This is a genomic window from Lysinibacillus sp. FW301-JW8 (assembly GCF_058788755.1).
Genome location: NZ_JBYTBB010000037.1, coordinates 1 through 18,440 on the forward strand (window position 1 = coordinate 1; position 18,440 = coordinate 18,440).

At 38.5% G+C, this 18,440-nt stretch carries 17 protein-coding genes; 4 read left to right on the plus strand and 13 right to left on the minus strand.

Annotated features, from left to right (window positions below; all coding sequences use genetic code 11):
- Positions 1-872: 872 nt before the first annotated feature.
- From AC3WOM_RS15260 to gpr, 3 genes are all read right to left on the minus strand, one after another.
- Positions 873-2,771: an acyltransferase family protein gene (locus AC3WOM_RS15260; RefSeq protein ID WP_492447461.1), complete on the minus strand. Its 1,899-nt coding sequence runs from the start codon at positions 2,769-2,771 to the stop codon at positions 873-875.
- 454 nt (positions 2,772-3,225) lie between these two features.
- The gene (spoIIP, locus tag AC3WOM_RS15265; protein ID WP_427544212.1) at positions 3,226-4,059 is read right to left on the minus strand and encodes a stage II sporulation protein P; all 834 of its coding nucleotides are present in this window, start codon (positions 4,057-4,059) and stop codon (positions 3,226-3,228) included.
- Between the two features lie 52 nt (positions 4,060-4,111).
- Complete coding sequence (gene gpr / locus AC3WOM_RS15270; RefSeq protein WP_427544215.1) at positions 4,112-5,128, minus strand: GPR endopeptidase; 1,017 nt, start codon at positions 5,126-5,128, stop codon at positions 4,112-4,114.
- A gap of 163 nt (positions 5,129-5,291) precedes the next feature.
- On the opposite strand from gpr, the gene rpsT reads away from it, so the two are divergent.
- Positions 5,292-5,540: a 30S ribosomal protein S20 gene (rpsT, locus tag AC3WOM_RS15275; protein WP_283868823.1), complete on the plus strand. Its 249-nt coding sequence runs from the start codon at positions 5,292-5,294 to the stop codon at positions 5,538-5,540.
- 104 nt (positions 5,541-5,644) lie between these two features.
- Here the strand turns inward: rpsT and holA are convergent, their stop codons facing one another.
- The gene (gene holA / locus AC3WOM_RS15280) at positions 5,645-6,655 is read right to left on the minus strand and encodes a DNA polymerase III subunit delta (RefSeq protein ID WP_492447463.1); all 1,011 of its coding nucleotides are present in this window, start codon (positions 6,653-6,655) and stop codon (positions 5,645-5,647) included.
- Positions 6,656-6,820: 165 nt separating this feature from the next.
- On the opposite strand from holA, the gene AC3WOM_RS15285 reads away from it, so the two are divergent.
- Positions 6,821-6,958, plus strand: a complete 138-nt coding sequence (locus AC3WOM_RS15285) for a YqzM family protein (RefSeq protein WP_492447464.1) — start codon at positions 6,821-6,823, stop codon at positions 6,956-6,958.
- A gap of 33 nt (positions 6,959-6,991) precedes the next feature.
- Here AC3WOM_RS15285 and AC3WOM_RS15290 read toward each other — a convergent pair whose 3' ends face one another.
- The 3 genes from AC3WOM_RS15290 to AC3WOM_RS15300 form a co-directional block, all read right to left on the minus strand.
- Entirely contained in the window at positions 6,992-9,172 is a 2,181-nt protein-coding gene (locus AC3WOM_RS15290; protein WP_492447465.1) for a DNA internalization-related competence protein ComEC/Rec2, read from the minus strand.
- Positions 9,173-9,279: 107 nt separating this feature from the next.
- The gene (locus tag AC3WOM_RS15295; RefSeq protein ID WP_427544227.1) at positions 9,280-9,849 is read right to left on the minus strand and encodes a ComE operon protein 2; all 570 of its coding nucleotides are present in this window, start codon (positions 9,847-9,849) and stop codon (positions 9,280-9,282) included.
- Positions 9,850-9,958: 109 nt separating this feature from the next.
- The gene (locus tag AC3WOM_RS15300; RefSeq protein ID WP_492447467.1) at positions 9,959-10,609 is read right to left on the minus strand and encodes a helix-hairpin-helix domain-containing protein; all 651 of its coding nucleotides are present in this window, start codon (positions 10,607-10,609) and stop codon (positions 9,959-9,961) included.
- Positions 10,610-10,818: 209 nt separating this feature from the next.
- Between AC3WOM_RS15300 and AC3WOM_RS15305 the strand changes: the two genes are divergently transcribed.
- Positions 10,819-12,114, plus strand: coding sequence for a methyltransferase domain-containing protein (locus tag AC3WOM_RS15305; protein ID WP_427544233.1), 1,296 nt, complete (start codon positions 10,819-10,821; stop codon positions 12,112-12,114).
- Entirely contained in the window at positions 12,111-14,696 is a 2,586-nt protein-coding gene (locus AC3WOM_RS15310) for a polynucleotide kinase-phosphatase (protein WP_492447468.1), read from the plus strand. The genes AC3WOM_RS15305 and AC3WOM_RS15310 overlap by 4 nt, the downstream gene beginning before the upstream one ends.
- Positions 14,697-14,858: 162 nt before the next feature.
- Here the strand turns inward: AC3WOM_RS15310 and AC3WOM_RS15315 are convergent, their stop codons facing one another.
- From AC3WOM_RS15315 to aroE, 6 genes are read right to left on the minus strand one after another with little or no spacing between them, the layout of a single operon-like run.
- Positions 14,859-15,599, minus strand: coding sequence for a class I SAM-dependent DNA methyltransferase (locus AC3WOM_RS15315; RefSeq protein ID WP_427544239.1), 741 nt, complete (start codon positions 15,597-15,599; stop codon positions 14,859-14,861).
- Positions 15,600-15,944 carry a ribosome silencing factor gene (rsfS, locus tag AC3WOM_RS15320; protein WP_427544242.1) on the minus strand — a complete coding sequence of 115 codons (345 nt, stop codon included), beginning with the start codon at positions 15,942-15,944 and terminating at the stop codon, positions 15,600-15,602.
- Positions 15,941-16,513 carry a bis(5'-nucleosyl)-tetraphosphatase (symmetrical) YqeK gene (gene yqeK, locus AC3WOM_RS15325; RefSeq protein ID WP_427544245.1) on the minus strand — a complete coding sequence of 191 codons (573 nt, stop codon included), beginning with the start codon at positions 16,511-16,513 and terminating at the stop codon, positions 15,941-15,943. The genes rsfS and yqeK overlap by 4 nt, the downstream gene beginning before the upstream one ends.
- Positions 16,482-17,072 carry a nicotinate-nucleotide adenylyltransferase gene (locus tag AC3WOM_RS15330; RefSeq protein WP_427544332.1) on the minus strand — a complete coding sequence of 197 codons (591 nt, stop codon included), beginning with the start codon at positions 17,070-17,072 and terminating at the stop codon, positions 16,482-16,484. The genes yqeK and AC3WOM_RS15330 overlap by 32 nt, the downstream gene beginning before the upstream one ends.
- Before the next feature lie 9 nt (positions 17,073-17,081).
- Positions 17,082-17,384 carry a ribosome assembly RNA-binding protein YhbY gene (gene yhbY, locus AC3WOM_RS15335; RefSeq protein WP_427544248.1) on the minus strand — a complete coding sequence of 101 codons (303 nt, stop codon included), beginning with the start codon at positions 17,382-17,384 and terminating at the stop codon, positions 17,082-17,084.
- Positions 17,385-17,389: 5 nt separating this feature from the next.
- Positions 17,390-18,220 (minus strand): shikimate dehydrogenase, encoded by an 831-nt coding sequence (aroE, locus tag AC3WOM_RS15340; RefSeq protein WP_492447469.1) that lies wholly within the window; start codon positions 18,218-18,220, stop codon positions 17,390-17,392.
- Positions 18,221-18,440: the final 220 nt, after the last annotated feature.

The window sequence follows — 18,440 nt, forward strand, 5'->3', positions numbered from 1 at the left end:
GCCTGGAACGGAAATCACCTTCATTTGACTTAGTAGTGTTCACAAAGAGTCCCTTGACCATTTAGTTTTTCAACACTTTGAAAAAAGCTGCAGTTAATTGCAGCTTTTTGTTTCATCTGTTTTCAGCAACGTACACGGTGATTGTGATAATTGATAAACGGTGATTTCCGCGTGTATTTGCGTTTATCGCTTAATCTATTCACAAGAGCTTTATAAAGATGGGCTTTTTCTTTGATATTCTTAGTGCTCTGCAGAAATTGAAGTATAAAAGTCTTCAAGCTTTTTGCTGTACGTTTCTTTTTATAAGGTTTGCTACCGCACTTGAACGGTTGTCATTGCAGATGCTTTAATCGTCTGATGCTGTGGGGGCGCTTTTGGTTCAATAAATAACGTTGAGTAATATGCCTCAGCAATCGTAATTAGGTAAATGACAAAAAGTAATTGTTTAGTTCAATGATTCAAAAATATATTTCTCCTTTTTAGTGCAATCAATCAATTACGCCCCAGCGTAATTGAGTCTGGATTTTTTTCGAGCTCGCTCGAAAAGCTCCTCTTCAAAATCCGTGACATCCGTCAGGGGCTTTGGGCCAACGTGATGTTGGTCACTCAGTCATTGCCACAGGACGTGGCGTTCTTAGTCTGAGTTCCTCTATTTCAGCGGGCGTTTGTACCCCACTGAATAGGAAATAAATCGCATTCATCTCGCCACCTATAGAGGTGGAGTATTCTGCTGAATCAAGATAAAAAATGTATAGTATTAATACGAGCAGTCATAAAAAAAGTTTCACCTAAACTAAATTTTTTGAAAAAAAGTTACCTCGCATTAAAATATCCGGCTACTGTATGCCGGATATTTAGGGCCTTTATATGAATCAATGGATAGTATCTATAGCTTGTTGAATTAGATTTGATAAAGAAGCAATCCCCTTTTGCTCTAAATGAACGCCATCTGGAGCGAAAAACTCTGGATGATTGATTGCAGCAGCATGCCAATCAATCAACGTAATATTTTCATGTTCCTGCGCTTTCTTTTGCAATGCTTGATTTACTTTCCCCTCCCATGAACGGGGTACACGTGTATTTACTAAATAAATATCAGCATTGGAAAAAGTCTTTAATAGGGTATCAATTTGTGTATTTGTAAAATAGCCGTTTGTTCCGAGCTGAATGATGACTGCTTTATCCGGTTGATTAAAGCTTGCATAATTAGGTGCTAATTTAACGGCTTGTGAAACTTGGCGACCAATTTTTGCATCTATGGTAATGCTAGGATAGATGTTATGTAAGCTCTTAGCAATATCTATCATTACAGAATCGCCAATGGCCAATATTCCATTATATGATTCATGAACTTCTGTCTCATTTTCCTCCTGCTCAGGCTCTACTGCATATTGATCCGTATTTGAATCAACATTCTCTTCTTCATCAATTAACGACTCCTGCTGAGATGTTCCCTGCTCCTTTTCGGAATCATGATTGGTTGAAGGCTGCTGTTTTCCACCATCTATTTTAATATTCGTAGGCCGTGACTCAATAGATTCTATTTTCTCTTCACCTACAACCCCTGTCATTCCAGTAAAAAATACTAGAAGGAAAAGTGGAATGAGCGTGGTTGAAATTTTTCTAACAAGCGTGAAGCTTCCCCATTTGTGTTTATTGAATATAAAGTACTGTCTAAAATAACAGCGGAACCCATCCTTACGAATCGGCATTTCAATAAAACGATAGGATAGTTCTGCAATTATAAAGATAAGCATCAGCTGTAGAGCAATTCGCCAATAAGCTGGATTGCCTATTTCGTATACTGGAGTACCTAAAACAATAATTGGATAATGCCATAGATAAATCCCATATGATCTTGAACCAATCCAACGCAAAGGCTTCCAAGAAAGTATTTTTCCTAAAAAGCTAACTGGGTGACATACGCAACCTATTAAGATGGCTGCAATTAAGCAAAATACGAACATCCCTCCTCGATATAGGAAAGATTGATATTCATCCACCAACAAAATACTGATAATGAAAATACTAAAAGTTACTAAGCTTACACTATTTAGCTGATAGACATGATTAGTAGAGATTTTTTGTGTTGAAAGTCTTTTCATCGGCCAGATAAGAGCCAACCAGCAACCTATTAATAATTCAAAAGAACGCGTATCTGTTCCATAATATACACGACTAGGATCTGCTCCTGGTTGATATAGTATAGCCATTAGCACCGCGGAACTGAATGCCCCCAGAAAAACAAAAATAGCGAGCTTATTTTGCTTTTTGGCAATAAGTAACCCAAGCATTAAAAGAATTGGCCATAATAAATAAAATTGTTCCTCAATAGCTAGCGACCATAAATTCTTTAATGGCGAAGGGGAACCAAAACTATCAAAATAGGAGAGTTTGTGAAAAATAAACCACCAATTACTTGAATAAAAAATAGAGGAAATCGCATCACCACGTAGTGTATGAAGTAGCTCCTTATGAAATAAAGTCGCCCATGTAAATGTTACAATAATCATGACATAGGCAGCTGGAAGTAAACGTCTAAATCGTCCTAGCCAAAATTTCTTCAATCCAACAGACAACTGACTTCCTTTTAAAGGTAAAATAGTTGAGGTAATTAAATACCCTGATAAAACAAAAAAGATATCGACTCCTAAAAATCCCCCACTGGCCCATCTGAAATTAAAATGATAAGCAATAACAGCTAATACTGCTAATGCTCTGATCCCATCGAGTCCAGGGATATAACGATGATTGAATGACTTGCCTGACATAATATTCCTTCTCCCAATAATTTATAAACCTTTTCACCATGTATAATGTAAAAAAATATTAAAGCCAACATCGTCTCCTTTTGTATTTCACTTATATAATGACGAATAAGGCGCTTTAAAAGTTAATAATAAGTGCTATCTTCGTAAAATTTTTATTATGCAAATGTAAATCTATATGTATGTGCATTCAAAAAAAGCATCTCCATTAATGGTAGATGCTTTAAAAGCGTGATCGCCTAGCGCATATGCCTTAATTTTCTGCCCTAATATAAGAGCTAACTCGAAAATTATAAGACAAGAAATAAACAATTTAAAGGCTTTTCATTATGTTTTTGTAAATAAATTTTTGGTAATTTTGTTAACAGCTGTTCATTTTTCATACTTTGTCCAAAACATGATTTTTGCCTTCTTTTAAATTAGCAAAAAGAAGGCAAATCATTTCTCTACTATACTATTATGAATCCTGTTTTTCTGTAATAAAGGATTTGGCAATGGCTTTCCCAATTATAGCAATTGTACGATTCAATTCATCTTCTGTATTATCTATTCCACCTAGTTCTATTAAAATCATTTCTTTCGTTAAATCCTGATTATAGCGCCCATCTACATTGTCACCGCTTTTAGAGATCACGCCTCTAGAAATTTTCGGCACAATTTCATTCATAGCAGCTGATAAGCTTTCTGCATAAGCAGTATTCCATCTATAATTTTTATGCTCTGCTCCTACAACGATGGCAATTCGAGCATAGGACTCATTGTTGTGTGTGATCGTTGTAGCATTTTTCTTGGCAGAATCTCGATGCAAATCAATAACTAAATCATAGGTTTGCTCTTGCAAACGTTTAGATAAATAAGGACGCACCGTATTATAAGCATCTGGAAAAGTTTTTCCCTCAAGCTTCATTACCTTCATAACATCAACATCTAAAACATCCGTTTGAATACCATTCATACTAAAATGCTTAGAAATAGCACCTTGTAAATTATAAATATTTGTTTTCTCATCATAAACATCCGCTTTTCCACTGACAGCTTTCACCATTGGTTGATAGGATTCTTGGGAATGGGTAAATAATAATAATACTTTAAAAGGATTAGTTTCTTTTGTCTGCTCTAGTGCACTTTGTTCAGCTAGATTCGTAGCGGCAAACACGACTTGCTTATCCTCGGGTTGTTTAATCGGAGTCGATGCTTGCTTGTTGAACGGAAGTTGCCCAGCAATGACAGGTAATACGAAGAAGAACAATAATAAACCAAATGACCACTGTAGTTTTTTTAGCAAAGTCACACCCTCCTCCACTTATCGTATGGAGGGGGTGCATCTTTTAGAACGAAAAAAATTAGAGTTTATTTGCCCACTTCATCAGCATAGATGAAACGAGTTTTGCATAGCTATCTATCCAATAATCGGCTTCCTTTGGCGTCACCATCAGCTGTGTATGTGAGCCTGCAAACGTCTCTTCAAACAATTGTTGACGCTCCTCCTTTGACCAAGTAGCCCACTCACCAAAGATTGGTTTTACTAAAGACATATCTACTTCTTTATTGATATCTGGCTGCCAGGACGACAAGGACAATTTGGATGATGGCTTACTCCGTTCTGCAACCCGTGCAGCTATTGAACGAAGCATGAGCTCTACAGCATCCGCAATTAATACTGGCGCATCGACAACTGTAGGAATACCAATTGCTGTTACAGGAATCCCCAGCATTTCATAGGAAATTTCCTTACGCTGATTTCCTACACCAGAACCTGGATGGATACCTGTATTCGTTAACTGAATTGTTTTACATAATCGAGTGCTGGCTCTTGTTGCCAATGCATCGACAACAATAATTAATTTAGGCTTTAGTCGCTCTGCTATTGCAGCTACAAATTCTCCTGTTTCATAACCTGTTTGTCCTGTTACACCAGGCGCATACATGACAAATTTTTCATCAATCACATCCAGGCTATGCAAATGATCAATAAGATATGGTCCTATTGCATCAGGTGTAATGGTGCGATTACCCAAACCAATAATTAAAATTTTGTCATCCTTATTCCAAGATAATGCTTCATGCATTTTTTTAAAATTCTCAAGCAACTCATTTTCAAGCTGCTCAAATCCATCGTGATCATCTAGCCTCAAAGTTGGTACAGAGAGGGTAATATATTGACCTTCCTTTTTACCAATTTGCTTTTCACCTTCTGCATTCACTAACACATCTGTAATTTTTACTCGACCAGCAGTTCGATCTTCAACTTGAATCCCGCTCGATTGTTCAAGTGTTTCTTTCTGCTCTTTCGTTTGGTGTAACACTACCTCTTCAGATTCGTCAATTAAATCTGTACGTTGCCAATTTAAATTTTGCATACAGTTCACCTCAATCTGTAGTTTGTTCAAACTGTCAAGTAAATATTCTTTGCATAAATCTATTGCAATTTGGTCAAGCGTTTGTTAAAATGATTTTTGTTGTATTGACACAAGAAATCAATGAGAAGATATCATCTCGTACCTAATTTAGGAGGTGAAAGATATGCCAAACATTAAATCTGCAATTAAACGCGTAAAAGTTAACGCTAAAGCTAACGCTGCTAACTCTCAAGCTAAATCTGCAATGCGTACTACAGTGAAAAAAGCTGAAAACGCTGTTGCTGCTAATGCTGAAAACGCACAAGAACTTTTACAAGCAGCTTACAAATCTTTAGATAAAGCAGCTTCAAAAGGACTTATCCACAAAAACGCGGCGGCTCGTAAAAAGTCTCGCCTTGCTAAAAAAGCGTAATTGTTTAAAGGATCAGTATACTCTTTAAGAGTAGCTGGTCTTTTTTATTTATAGAGACAAATAAGAGCTGTCCTTTAATGCTAGACAGCTCTTCTATCATATTATTAGAGTTGACGCAATAAGAAAAGCTCTAAATAACGCTCACGATTACCCCCAGTCGACTTTAACTGTAAATCGACTTCTGCTAATTGATACAATGCTTTCAACAGGCTCTCCTCCGATGGACGATGACGTTGCTCCACCATTAACTTAACACGATATGGATGTATCTTTAAATTTTTTGCAATTTGCTGTGGATGGTAGCCTTTTTTCAATAAATAAAATACATTGGACATCGTACGTACATTTGATGCAAGCAATCCAACAAGCATGATAGGCTCTTGCTTTTGACGCAATAAATCATGATAAATAGTCAAAGCCGCAACAGAGTCATTTGCAAAATAAGCATTTAACATTTTAAAGGCATCCTGCTCTAATGTTTTTGCGACTAAATCCTCGACTAACGAAGTTGTAATCTCTCCTCCATCACCTAAATATAGACTTAACTTCTCAATCTCCATTTGTAGCTGTAACATATTTGGTCCAACCATCGCCACAAGCTGCTCAATAGCATTCTGTGTAATACTATTGCCCTCTGCTTTAACAACACTTTGAATCCACACAGCTAAATCCTGTTCTTTTGGAGTTTCAGCTTGTACTAATAGTGCGTGTTCCTTCATCATTTTTGTTACTTTTTTACGTTCGTCTAATTTTTCATAGGGTGCGATAAATACAGTTATCGAAAAATCAGAGGGATTCGCCAGCCATGCCTCTAATCGCTTAACATCATGGTCAATTTTTTCCTTGCCCTTTTCAGTCGCCTTTAAAAAAGAGGCATTTTTGGCTATAATAAGCTTTCGCTCAGAGAAAAAAGGAATTGTATCTGCTTCATCCATCACAGCATCGACTGGCAATTCCTCTAAATCAAATGTAGACAATTCTAGCTCCTCATCGGGTCCCATTGCCTCTTTTATTCGTTTAACCGTTTCATCTATAAAATAGTTTTCTTCTCCAACAAGTAAATATACAGGCGAGAGCTGTGCTTTTTTAATATTGTTCCAAACCGTTGAAATCATACTTTTCCCTCCATCTAGCAATACTATTAGTATACATCATTTATTTTTCCTATGTGACTTTGACTGAATTGTGTCGATTCCTTGCCACAGCGTGAATTCTCCTTTTCGATATAGCTTTTATGAAAATGATGTCTTATAATAAATAACAGAATTGGAGGGATAACAATGAATCCATTTGAAGGAAAAAACATACAATGTCGCCGTAATGATGCAATCGATTCTGGCGTTGGTTTCGGTGTATCATTCGGAGTGTTTGCAGTTATGTTTATCATCGCAACTGTAGTAGAATTCGTATCTAAATAATCGAACATAATGTAAGAAGGAAAAAGACCCTGCTCATTGGACAAGGTCTTTTTCCTTTTGCACTGACCATTTACTTCCATGAACACGCACTTCAATCGTACCATCTATACCAGTAATCAAAGTAGGTAGATTTCGGTTGAAGAAACGATTCATCACTTCTTCATGTGGATGTCCATATCGATTATGAAGCCCTGCACTAAAAATAGTTATTTCAGGCCGCAGTAGCTCCACGAACTGTTCCATGCTAGATGTTTTACTACCATGATGTCCAGCTTTCAGTAACGTTATATTCGCCAATTGGCTTTTATATAGCTTGATCAGCTGATGTTCACCAGGCTCCTCTAAATCACCAGTTAACAATGCTCGAAAGCTTCCCTGCTGCACAAATAGAACAATTGAATCATCATTTCCCTCATAGTGAGTATCGCGGGGCCACAAATAGTGGAAGCTAGTATTTCCCACTTGCCAAGCTGTCCCTTGCATTTTTTCTTTCACAGGAATTTTTCGCTTTTTGGCCTCGATTAATAAATCATACATAACGGGCTTATTAAGTGAACCTGGAGTAACATGAATTTCCTGCATATTTATTTCCTGCAAAACCTCCTCAGCTCCCTCTACATGATCCGCATCTGCATGTGTTACGATAAAAATATCTATATTGCGAATCCCTTTTCCTTTTAAAAACGGTACAACAATCTGCCTCCCGACTTCATATGGATTATCGGCTTTTTTCCATGATTCCTGCTCGAAGCGCAGTAAACCTCCTGAATCAATGACATAGACAGCCCTTCTAAACGGTAATTCAATCACCGTACAATCTCCTTGCCCAACGTTTAAAAATGTAAGCTTAGTGTCTTTAAACAGCATTGGAGACAGATGAATAGCAAATGCAGGTAACAGAATCACAGCTGCAAATTTACCATAATGCTTCTTCTCTAAAAAATAAAAGCCCACTAATACACTACCCATTGCCGCACAACTTAGCCAAAAGGAAGGCTTTCCTGGTGACCATAATTGAAACGGCCACTGCTGGCTATAAAGGATAAACTCTGTAAGCCAAACTCGAAGCGGCTCGTAGATAGCAAAGAAGAGTTTTGTGACAGGTAAGGATATAAACGTTAGTACAAGAAGAACAATATTAATGGGTAAAATAACAAATGAAAATAATGGAACAAAAATAATATTTGCAATAAATGAAGAAATGGATATTTCATAAAAATGATGGAGTAATAAAGGATAAACCAGCAGCTGACAAACAAGCGTAATGAAAAAGGAACGAATCAGCGTAGTTGCTGATTGCCTAAAGATGACACCTGAATAAATAAGGCTAATAGCAGCTAAATAGGATAATTGAAAGCCAATTTGAAAAATAACACCTGGCTCAAAAAGGACAAAGCCTATAAAACTTATAGCAAGCGCATCATCGATAGGAAGCTGCAACTTAGCATGGCGCATTAGTAGAATTAATTCAACGACAGATACAGCACGCCAAACAGAGGGTGCTCCCCCTGCTAATACACCGTATATGGGTAAAATGATGACAAGCACTATAGTAGCTATCTCTCTCCGTACACCTATCCGTAAGAGACCTTCAAATAATAACCATGACACAAGAGCCACATGTAGTCCAGAAATCGCAAAAAGATGTGTAATTCCAAGCTTTTGATAGGCTCGTTGAAGCTCAGTATCTACTTGATCCTGTAAACCAATTAGAAGTGCCTGTGCCTCTGCAACGAGTGATGGTGGAAACGTTCTCTCGATATGGTTTTTTATAGTGTGTCTCTGCTTTGCAAGGAAAGATTGAATAGATTTTTTCTCTTCTACATACGTCCAGCCTGAAATCTCAACTATTCCAACTGCACCTTTGCTTAGCAGGTATTTCTCCATCGAGAATGCATATTGATGGGCTGGAGGTAGAGGTGTAACTAATTCCCCCTGTACAAGGTAGGTGAAGCCTGTTATTGAGGTTTTTTCATAATAGGTTTTCTCTTGCTCAGAAGAAAACGTATACACGACATACAGTTTGTCACCTGTCTTGGTTTTTGCAAAGCCTCGAAGGTTTTGACCATTTATTTTATATTCACTTGTCCAAGTAATTTGAAATGTTGACGGTAGCGGGGAAGGTTCCGTCAGTTGAAATGTAACAAGGAAGAGATAGCTAAGTAATCCCGTGCCGATTACCAAACCTGAGGTGAAATGTGTTTCACCTTTCAAGTAAAGCCAGACAACAACAAGGAGGAGAATAGACAGTAGCCAAGCTGACTTGTGTGCCGCTATTGAGGCTGCAAGTACAGCTAATGCTACGTGAATCCATTTATGCTTTAAAGATTTTTGCCAAATAATGCACTCACCTTCTGTTCATATGGGCGCAATTTTTCAGCAGACATTCCATTCTCACGAAGCTCATTTAGCATGTCTATGTACAAGGCTAATTTTTCGTCGCTTAAAAAGTCGATTTTACGTTCATCAAATGGTACGTGAACGACCTCCACACCTGCTTTTTCAAATAATTCCTGTGCATACGGGTTATTTTTATAATCTGTCGCATAGTACACACGCTCAATACCCGCTTGAATTATAGATTTTGTGCATGGGAGACATGGAAAATGAGTCACATATAGATCTGCCCCCCTCGTAGGCGTGCCATATTTAGCACATTGTAGAAGTGCATTCATCTCAGCATGTACTGTACGTACACAATGATTGTCTACAACATAGCACCCCTTCTCAATACAATGTTCATCACCTGTAATTGAGCCATTATAGCCTCCAGCAATAATTCGTTTATCCCGCACAACGGTTGCGCCAACGGCCAGTCTTGTACATGTACTACGCAACGCAAGAAGATGGCTTTGTGCCATAAAAAATTGGTTCCAAGTAATTCGCTCCATATGACTACCTCCAAAAAAATTATTTTAAAATCTAACTTTCTATCATATCACTTTTCTACTATAGTGTAGCCCTTTTAGAAAAGAGTCGTCAATATGACTAAATTTTCAGTTATTCCTTTACTGTAATAGAATCCTTCAGCTTCTCAAAGGTTTTTTCACCAATTCCATTTACTTTTTTTAAATCCTCAATGGTTGTAAAGCTTCCATTCTCCTCACGATAGGAAATTATACTTTGGGCCTTAGACGGGCCAATCCCTGATAAAGTTGACAGGGCTGCTTCATCTGCTTTATTTAAATTGACCTTTTGACTTTTTGGATTACTTTCACTGGGTGATATTCCACTAGTAGGCATCGACACAATGGAAGCCGTGATTTCGTCTAGCTTTTCACCCCTAACAGGGATATAAATAACCATTTCGTCCTGAACTTTCTGGGCATGGTTAATAAGTTGGGGAGCAGCTTCCTGCGTATAGCCGCCAGCCAGCTGCACAACATCCATAATACGTTGGTCGGCTTGTAGCTCATAAACACCAGGATACATAACAGCACCCTTTATATCCACAAACACCTGCTGTATGACCGCTTCTTTAGCAGGTTCATCTTGTTCAATTGGTTCAATTGGTTGGATTGTTTCGACGAGCTCTTTCTGGGGAGATGAAGAGTCGGAACTCGAAAAAAAGAAGTAACAAAGTCCACTGATTACAAGTATGGCGGGGAGCAGCATACTCTTTTTATACTTTTGCCATAAGGATTGGAGCATTCTCTACATCCTTTCTTTGCAAAAGGTAATCATATGGAGTCTATTTCATCTTACAATATCATCCTTGTATTGAAAAGGTAGTTTAACAATAAAATGATATATCTTTTTGATTGACGGAACCTTATATGACTCTGACATTATTATGCAAAATTATGTTATGCTTTGAAAGAGACACTTCAAACCTTTGCGTACTGAAATGGAGGATGACAATGCAGCTAACAATACGGGCAAAGGGAGAAAATGTGAAAGCTATCTCCTATTTACTTTCAAAAAATCCGAATAATCTATATGAACGAAGAGTCAAGGGGCATTTAGTTCGACTTGTCTATCATGAGTTCACTGAAACAAATTTATCTGTAACAATCTTTGTTACACCAAATCCGCTTGCACTTGTCCAAAATGACAATGCACTTGATATAACACACTATATTAATGATCGCGAATTCGCCGCAAGCAGTATTTTTTTATCCCTTATCCGTTCTGCTTTAGGCACAGCATTAAATGGTAAGCCAAACGAAGAGTATTCAGAATGGGTCTTACATTCATTTGCATTTGAATTTGAAGTGGGACCCATCGCATCCACAATGACAAATGAGGAGATAAATGGTTTATTTGAGCCTCTAGGGTATACAGTCAGCATTGAAGCTATACATTATCAGCAACGTGCACGTTTTCTAACATTATCAGCGGACATCACGCTTCAACAAGCACTGCAGCATCTTTTTGTGCTCATCCCAGTGTTAGATGATTACAAGCACTATTTTATTGACCAATTAGAGGTAGATAAGCTTAATCGCTATGGAGAGGGCTGGTTAGCTATACATCCTATGCAAGAGGTTATTTATAAAAAAGCACTTCGTTTCTCACATCTATATAATAAGAGCACAACAGCAAAAACTTCTACTAGTTCTCTAAATACATTACGTTATGAAAAAATAGTGGAAACGATTAAGCAACTGCCACGAAAATCGACTATTGTGGATTTAGGCTCTGGTGAGGGCAAGCTTTCAAGTTTACTCGCCTATGTAAAAGGCATTGAGGAGCTGCTTGCGGTTGAACCAAGTGAAATAGCTATGAAAAAAGCGCTTAAGCGTTTTGAAGCGCTAGAGGGAGTGTATGTATCCCCTACACCTACATGGGGTTCTTTATTCTACTATGATGCACGTTTACAGCATAAGGATGTCATCATATTATGTGAAGTCATTGAACATATTGATGAGGAACGTCTTCCTAAGATTATGACATTATTGCTAACTCATTACAGTCCTCATACGTTAATTCTAACAACCCCAAATGCGGAATATAACAAAGTTTATGAACTGGATGCTATGCGTCATAATGATCACCGATTTGAATGGACTCGAGAACAATTCCAAAAATGGTGTCATGCGATGAATAATCATGAACAATATGAGCTTTCATTTACAGGCATTGGTGATCAACACGAGCTATATGGACAACCTACTCAAATGTGTATTTTTAGGAAAAAGGAGATGTGTATATGAACATCACGATACCAAGCACTGGGATTGTACTGCTAATTGGTCCATCCAATAGTAGGAAATCTACACTTTTACAGCATTGGGTAAATACAGGCATACTTTCTCCTTCAGAAATCATTAGTTCTGATACATATCGGACAATTGTTTCAGATACAAATTATATTGATTTTCAAGGTCATTCACAGGAAGAAGCAGAGCTTTTATATGAACAATATTTCGCAATCTCGTCACAAGCATTTGCCGTTATGGAGCGCGTCTTAGAGGCACGATGTAAGTTAAATAAATGTACCTTTGTTGATGCTACTCACTTAAAATCGGAAGAACGTCAGCAATATATATTACTAGGTAAAAAACTACATGTCCCTGTTTGTGCGATTGTATTGGATATTCCTTTAGAAGAATTACTACGTCGTGATACGTTGCGTAATGAACCTAGAGGGAGTAAACGTATTAAACAGCAGGCCCGATTATTGAATTCAGAAAAACGATTGATAAAAAAAGAGTCGTTTTTGAAAACGTATTTTGTAAAAGAAATAGAAGAGCTAACACTGACTAGACAAAAGTCCCTATTGTATCTAAAGGTAGAGGCAGGGCTTGATATTATTGGTGATATTCATGGCTGCTTTGACGAATTACTTGAATTACTTCAAAAGCTCGATTACGAAGTAAATAAGGATGGTTACTATATTCACCCACAAGGTCGACGCTTTGTTTCAGTTGGCGATATTATGAGTAGAGGGCCAAAATCAATCGAAACCATGGACTTTATTGAACGTCATATCTTGCGCGGGCTTGCCTATATGACTGATAGTAATCATGGCTGGAAAATCGCTCGCTGGTTAGATGGACGCCATGTTTCATTACAGCATGGGGATGAACTGGTAGAAGCAGAATTTTTGGACTATGAAAATACCTATGGAGCGGAGCAAACGGCAGCCTTAAAAGCTCGACTAGCAAAATGTTTACTATCCGCACCCTCCCATTATGTGCTGGTGAATAATGGTCTTGCATCCGCTGTTGTCACACATGCAGGAATCCGTGATCATTATATAGGCAAGCAATCAGCTAGAATTTCTGATTTCTGTCGATATGGAGATGTACAAGAGTTAGATATTTCTGGCAAGCCTATACGCAATGATTGGTTTACAGAGCATCAAACATCCCAGCTAATTATTTGGGGGCATGACCCAAAAATCAATCCCCTTAAACAAAATCGTACTTTGAATATTGATCAGGGTGTTGTCTTTGGTGGTCAATTAACAGCATTTCGGTATCCCGAACAAACAATTACCACTGTAAATGCCTATAAAAACTATGCTGGAACGCAAAACAATCCCTTAATCGAAGCGAAAGCAAAGCGGTTCGAGCCACCAAACATTGCGACATTTTTAGCAGGATTCGCTGTTGAAACCCCATACTTTGGTACAATACAAATTGACGGTCCACAGGCAAAAGCAGCTATCGACAGCGTTTCACACTACACAGTGCCCTTAGAGCAGCTTTTTTATATACCACCAACTATGAGTCCCACTCCACAAACTTCTGCTCTTGACAATACTTTAGAGCATCCTGCTGAAGCATTTGCTTATTATAAAAAACATGGCGTTCAAACAATGATTGCCGAGAAGAAGCATATGGGGAGCCGTGCAGTAGTTTTATTATTTAAGGATGCACATCTTGCCAAAGAATATATGGACACGGAAATGCTCGGTATTTTGACTACTAGAACAGGCAGACGCTTTTTTGATAAAGAGATGGAACATAAAATTGTTCAACAGCTTCATTCTGAACTACTTGAGAAAAACTACTTTGAACACTTTAATACGAATTTTGTTCTGCTAGATGCGGAGATTCTACCTTGGAACTTAAAAGCACAACAGCTAATTGATCAGCAATATGCACATGTCGCTGAACAAGCTCTGATGGACCGTTCAAAGCTTGTAGAGAAATTACAAAATACAACACAAATCAATGTGTCAGAATGGCTTCAAGACTATCAGCACTTACTTAACAATGCACAACAATTTTCAACGGTTTATCAAAACTACTGCTGGGAGGTTCAAGACACGTCAGCTATTCAAATAGCACCTTTCCATATATTAGCACATAGCTCAGAAACATATTTCCACAAACCGCATACATGGCATATGGAAATGAATCGATTCTTTGCCAAAAATTCTACGATCTTCATTGAAACAGACTATAAAATTATACATGACGAAGCCTCTGAACAGGAGGTCATTGCATGGTGGGAGGAAATGACTGCTGCTGGTCATGAAGGAATTGTGATTAAACCTGAACTATTTGTAACAACATATAAAGGCAAATTAATTCAGCCAGCAATTAAAGTTCGTGGGCGGGAGTATTTGCGCATTATCTATGGCATGGATTATTTACAAGCTTCAAATTTAGCAAAACTTAGGGAACGCAATCCAAGTAAAAAAATGAGGCATGCATTACGTGAATTCGCACTTGGACTAGAAGGAATTGAACGTTTTGTAAGAGGCGAATCAACCTCCCGCATACATGAATGTGTGCTTGGTACATTAGCACTTGAAAGCGACCCTGTCGACCCAAGACTTTAAAAATTCATAAGTATGTGAACTCTATCCATCATTTTGACTGTTCTATCCGCTGATTCGTGGATTCTATCCATCACTTTTACTCTTCTATCCACCGATACGCGATTTTTCTTAGACTGTAATAAAGCAAAACAGCTTGCTGGATAAATACCAACAAGCTGTTTTTTATTTAACTGCACGTATAAAAATGCGTTCACTTTCGTATTCAGGGGCATCATTTGTAAAATCTGCGGTTACCTCCACATGCTTGAAGCCAATTGTATGAAGCCATGTCATATATTGCTCAATTGGGAATGTACGTTGAATATGCTCCTCATCAAAGCGTTCATACAGATCACTTGCTGCATCTCTGACAAAAAACGTCATTTGATGGATAACAGAGTGCTCTAAATCACCTGGCTCTGTATGCCATACATAGCTAATATCGCCGTCGTCATACGTAAATGGACTATCTAAAAAAATATCATTCATTTTATATAGTGAATGAACATCAAAAAATAGTTGACCGTCATCTTTTAGAGCATCATAAATTCGTTCCAATGTGGCATATACTGCTTTTTCTTGTATGACATAATTTATTGAATCAATAGCAATCGTTACAACGTCAAGCGCCTCAAAACCCTCTAATTCATCCATTGACATACAAAATAGGGGCACATGTAATCCTTCATCAGCAAATCGCTCTGCGGCAATTGAGAGCATATTTTCAGATAGATCAATTCCACTCACCCTGTAACCAGCCTTGGCAAACAACAGACTCAGCACACCTGTACCACAGCCAATGTCTAAAAGCTTAGGAAATTGATTACATGGTGCATGCTGCAAAACCCATTCCACATACTTATCGTAGGGGATATCGACTTGCAGCTCATCATACACGTGGGCAAAGCGTTCGTAACTACTCACTTAAGCCTCTGGCATGTCTAGCTGCGGTGCATCGCCCCATAGACGCTCTAAATTATAATAAGCACGCTCATCCTTATGGAATACGTGCGCCACTACATCTCCTAAGTCTACAAGAATCCAGCGAGCTGCATCGAAACCTTCGACACGACGAATTTCATAGCCCTCTTTTTCAGCTACATCCTGTAATTCACGCGCAATAGCTTGCACTTGTCGATCTGAGTTACCATGAGCGATGATAAAGTAATCCGCTAAAAGTGAAATACCTTGCATATTTAAAACGACAATGTCCTCCCCATGTTTGTCGTCAATTGCTTTGTAAGCTGCTTGTAATAAAGTTGAATTCATCCTTCACTGTCCTCTCTTTTCATCATATCGTTATAACATTCTATTGATAATGGATAAATTGGCTGTTTTGTATCGATTAGAAAAGCCAATGTATGGCGCACACAAGCACTCATTACTTTATCCAAACCCTTTTCCGCCTTTTTGCGAAGACGATCCACACCATCAAATTTACGGTTAGGCTCAATCATATCTGCTACAAAAATTATTTTTTCTAAACGGCTCATACCAGCACGCCCTGTTGTATGAAAACGAATAGCATTAAGCATATCCTCATCTGTTAATTCAAATTCACTTTCAGCGATATATGCACCTACTGGACCATGTAACAGTTCACTGCCCCAGCCAAGCAAATGAGCGTCTAATCTTTCAGTTCGAACAATGTTCTCCATCCATTCAATATCAGCATATTTTGCAATATCATGGAGGATAGCTGCTGTTTCTGCTTTTTTCTCATCCTCGCCATACTTTTTGGCTAATTCAATAGCTGTTTCCATAACCCCAATGGTATGAATATAGCGCTTTTCAGGCATACGAGGCTTAATCGCCGCTAAATACTGTTCGCGTTCCATAAAGACCTTCCTCTCGTATATACGTCTCTACCGCTTCAGGCAATAAAAAGGTAACTGTTCCACCAGTGGCAAGACGTTCACGAATTAGTGTGGACGATAAATCGATTTGAGGAACTTCCACCATTAGAATAGGGTACTCTGAAATAGCCTCTGTTCTCGGACGCTTGACCCCTACAAACTGCACAAGATTCATTAGCTCATTAATACAGTGCCACGTATGAAGGGAATCAATCATATCGCCTCCAATGATAAAGTAAAATTTTACATTTGGCTCTCTTATGCACAATGCAGAAAGTGTCTCATATGAATAGGATACGCCGCCCCTCTCAACCTCATACGACTCCACAGAAAAATGTGGATATGGACTTATAGCATGCTTGACCATTTCAAGTCTCTCTCCATCGCTTGCATCATGCCGAGCAAACTTATGTGGCGGTAGCGCATTGGGCATAAAGCGTACTTCATCTAAATCCAATGCATGAAGTACTTCATTTGCCATCATTAAATGTCCATTATGTGGCGGATTAAATGTTCCTCCCAATAAACCGATCCGTTTCATCATCTCACCTTACTTCGCTGCTTTCGGTAGTACAATCTTTTTTTGATTGCGGGATTCTTTATATAAAACAACTGTTAATCCAATTAATTGCACAAGCTCTGCATGCGCACCCTTTGCTAGTGCTTCTGCAACCTCATGCTTGTCCTCCTCACAGTTATCTAAAATGCGGACCTTAATGAGTTCTCGTACTTCTAATGCCTCACGAATTTGCTTCGTCATTTCGTCATTAACGCCACCTTTTCCTACTTGAAAAATTGGTGTTAAGTGATGTGCTTCCGCACGTAAAAAACGCTTTTGTTTACCTGTTAACATAAAAATTAGTATCCTCCTAATTGCGCCTTTAATTGCGCAATCATTGAATTTGTATTTGGGGATTCACCTAGCCAATACTCAAAGGCAATGACCCCTTGATGAACAAACATTCCAAGTCCTGTGACAACGGTTGCTCCTTTTACTTCAGCTGCTTTAAGAAAAGGTGTCATTAATGGATTATACACAATATCCGCAACAATTGCGCCCTTTGTAAGATGTTCCAGTGAAAATGGCATAGAAAAATTGCCCGTAGCAAGCCCAGCCGATGTCATTTGCACCAAAATGCCGAAATCAGCTAGGGTTGCCTCAGCCTCTGTTAAGGATATAGCTTGACCAGAACCCATTTCATCAACAATCGCCTGTGCATTTGCTACTGTACGATTGGCAATGGTTAAATTTTCATAGCCCTGCTGCTGCATCGCAAAAGCAATACCTCGGGCAGCACCGCCAGCACCGATTAACAGAACTGGCTTGTCTTTATGTGACTTGCCAACAGCTTCCTCTAACGAGCGGACAAATCCAACACCATCAGTATTATACCCTTTTAATGTACCTTCCTTTGTTCGAACAACCGTATTTACAGCACCCATTTTTTCGGCTAGCTCATCTAGCTCATCTAAATAGGGAATGATCGCTGTTTTATGTGGAATTGTAACGTTCCAACCACTTGCGCCTAACGTTTTCATACCAGCAATTGCAGACTCGAGGTTTTCAGATGATACATGCACTGGAATATATGTTGCATCTATCGACATTCCCTCAAACCAAGCATTGTGCATCGCTGGTGATTTTGAGTGCTCAATAGGATCACCTATAACCGCAAACCATTTCTTCATTTCCTAGTCCCTCTTCTCTACTTATCTTACTACATTATCAATTATGCCTTGGCATAATTGCGTCTGGAATCGGCTTTGTGCTTAGGTCTGCGTGATGCAGGTCAGTTAGCCGTTATCGCATGGATACGATGATTTTAGGCTAACATCCTTTATTAACTCCTTTTCGATTCCGTGACATATATCTGCCGCTGCCGCTATGCTTTCGATACAAAAAATACTT

Excerpts from the sequence above, each read along its gene's own strand:
- AC3WOM_RS15260 (WP_492447461.1), bottom strand. The coding sequence starts at position 2,771 with ATGTCAGGCAAGTCATTCAATCATCGTTATATCCCTGGACTCGATGGG.
- gpr (WP_427544215.1), bottom strand. The coding sequence starts at position 5,128 with ATGCAAAATTTAAATTGGCAACGTACAGATTTAATTGACGAATCTGAA.
- rpsT (WP_283868823.1), top strand. The coding sequence starts at position 5,292 with ATGCCAAACATTAAATCTGCAATTAAACGCGTAAAAGTTAACGCTAAA.
- holA (WP_492447463.1), bottom strand. The coding sequence starts at position 6,655 with ATGATTTCAACGGTTTGGAACAATATTAAAAAAGCACAGCTCTCGCCT.
- AC3WOM_RS15285 (WP_492447464.1), top strand. The coding sequence starts at position 6,821 with ATGAATCCATTTGAAGGAAAAAACATACAATGTCGCCGTAATGATGCA.
- AC3WOM_RS15295 (WP_427544227.1), bottom strand. The coding sequence starts at position 9,849 with ATGGAGCGAATTACTTGGAACCAATTTTTTATGGCACAAAGCCATCTT.
- AC3WOM_RS15300 (WP_492447467.1), bottom strand. The coding sequence starts at position 10,609 with ATGCTCCAATCCTTATGGCAAAAGTATAAAAAGAGTATGCTGCTCCCC.
- AC3WOM_RS15305 (WP_427544233.1), top strand. The coding sequence starts at position 10,819 with ATGCAGCTAACAATACGGGCAAAGGGAGAAAATGTGAAAGCTATCTCC.
- AC3WOM_RS15310 (WP_492447468.1), top strand. The coding sequence starts at position 12,111 with ATGAACATCACGATACCAAGCACTGGGATTGTACTGCTAATTGGTCCA.
- rsfS (WP_427544242.1), bottom strand. The coding sequence starts at position 15,944 with ATGAATTCAACTTTATTACAAGCAGCTTACAAAGCAATTGACGACAAA.
- yqeK (WP_427544245.1), bottom strand. The coding sequence starts at position 16,513 with ATGGAACGCGAACAGTATTTAGCGGCGATTAAGCCTCGTATGCCTGAA.
- AC3WOM_RS15330 (WP_427544332.1), bottom strand. The coding sequence starts at position 17,072 with ATGAAACGGATCGGTTTATTGGGAGGAACATTTAATCCGCCACATAAT.
- yhbY (WP_427544248.1), bottom strand. The coding sequence starts at position 17,384 with ATGTTAACAGGTAAACAAAAGCGTTTTTTACGTGCGGAAGCACATCAC.
- aroE (WP_492447469.1), bottom strand. The coding sequence starts at position 18,220 with ATGAAGAAATGGTTTGCGGTTATAGGTGATCCTATTGAGCACTCAAAA.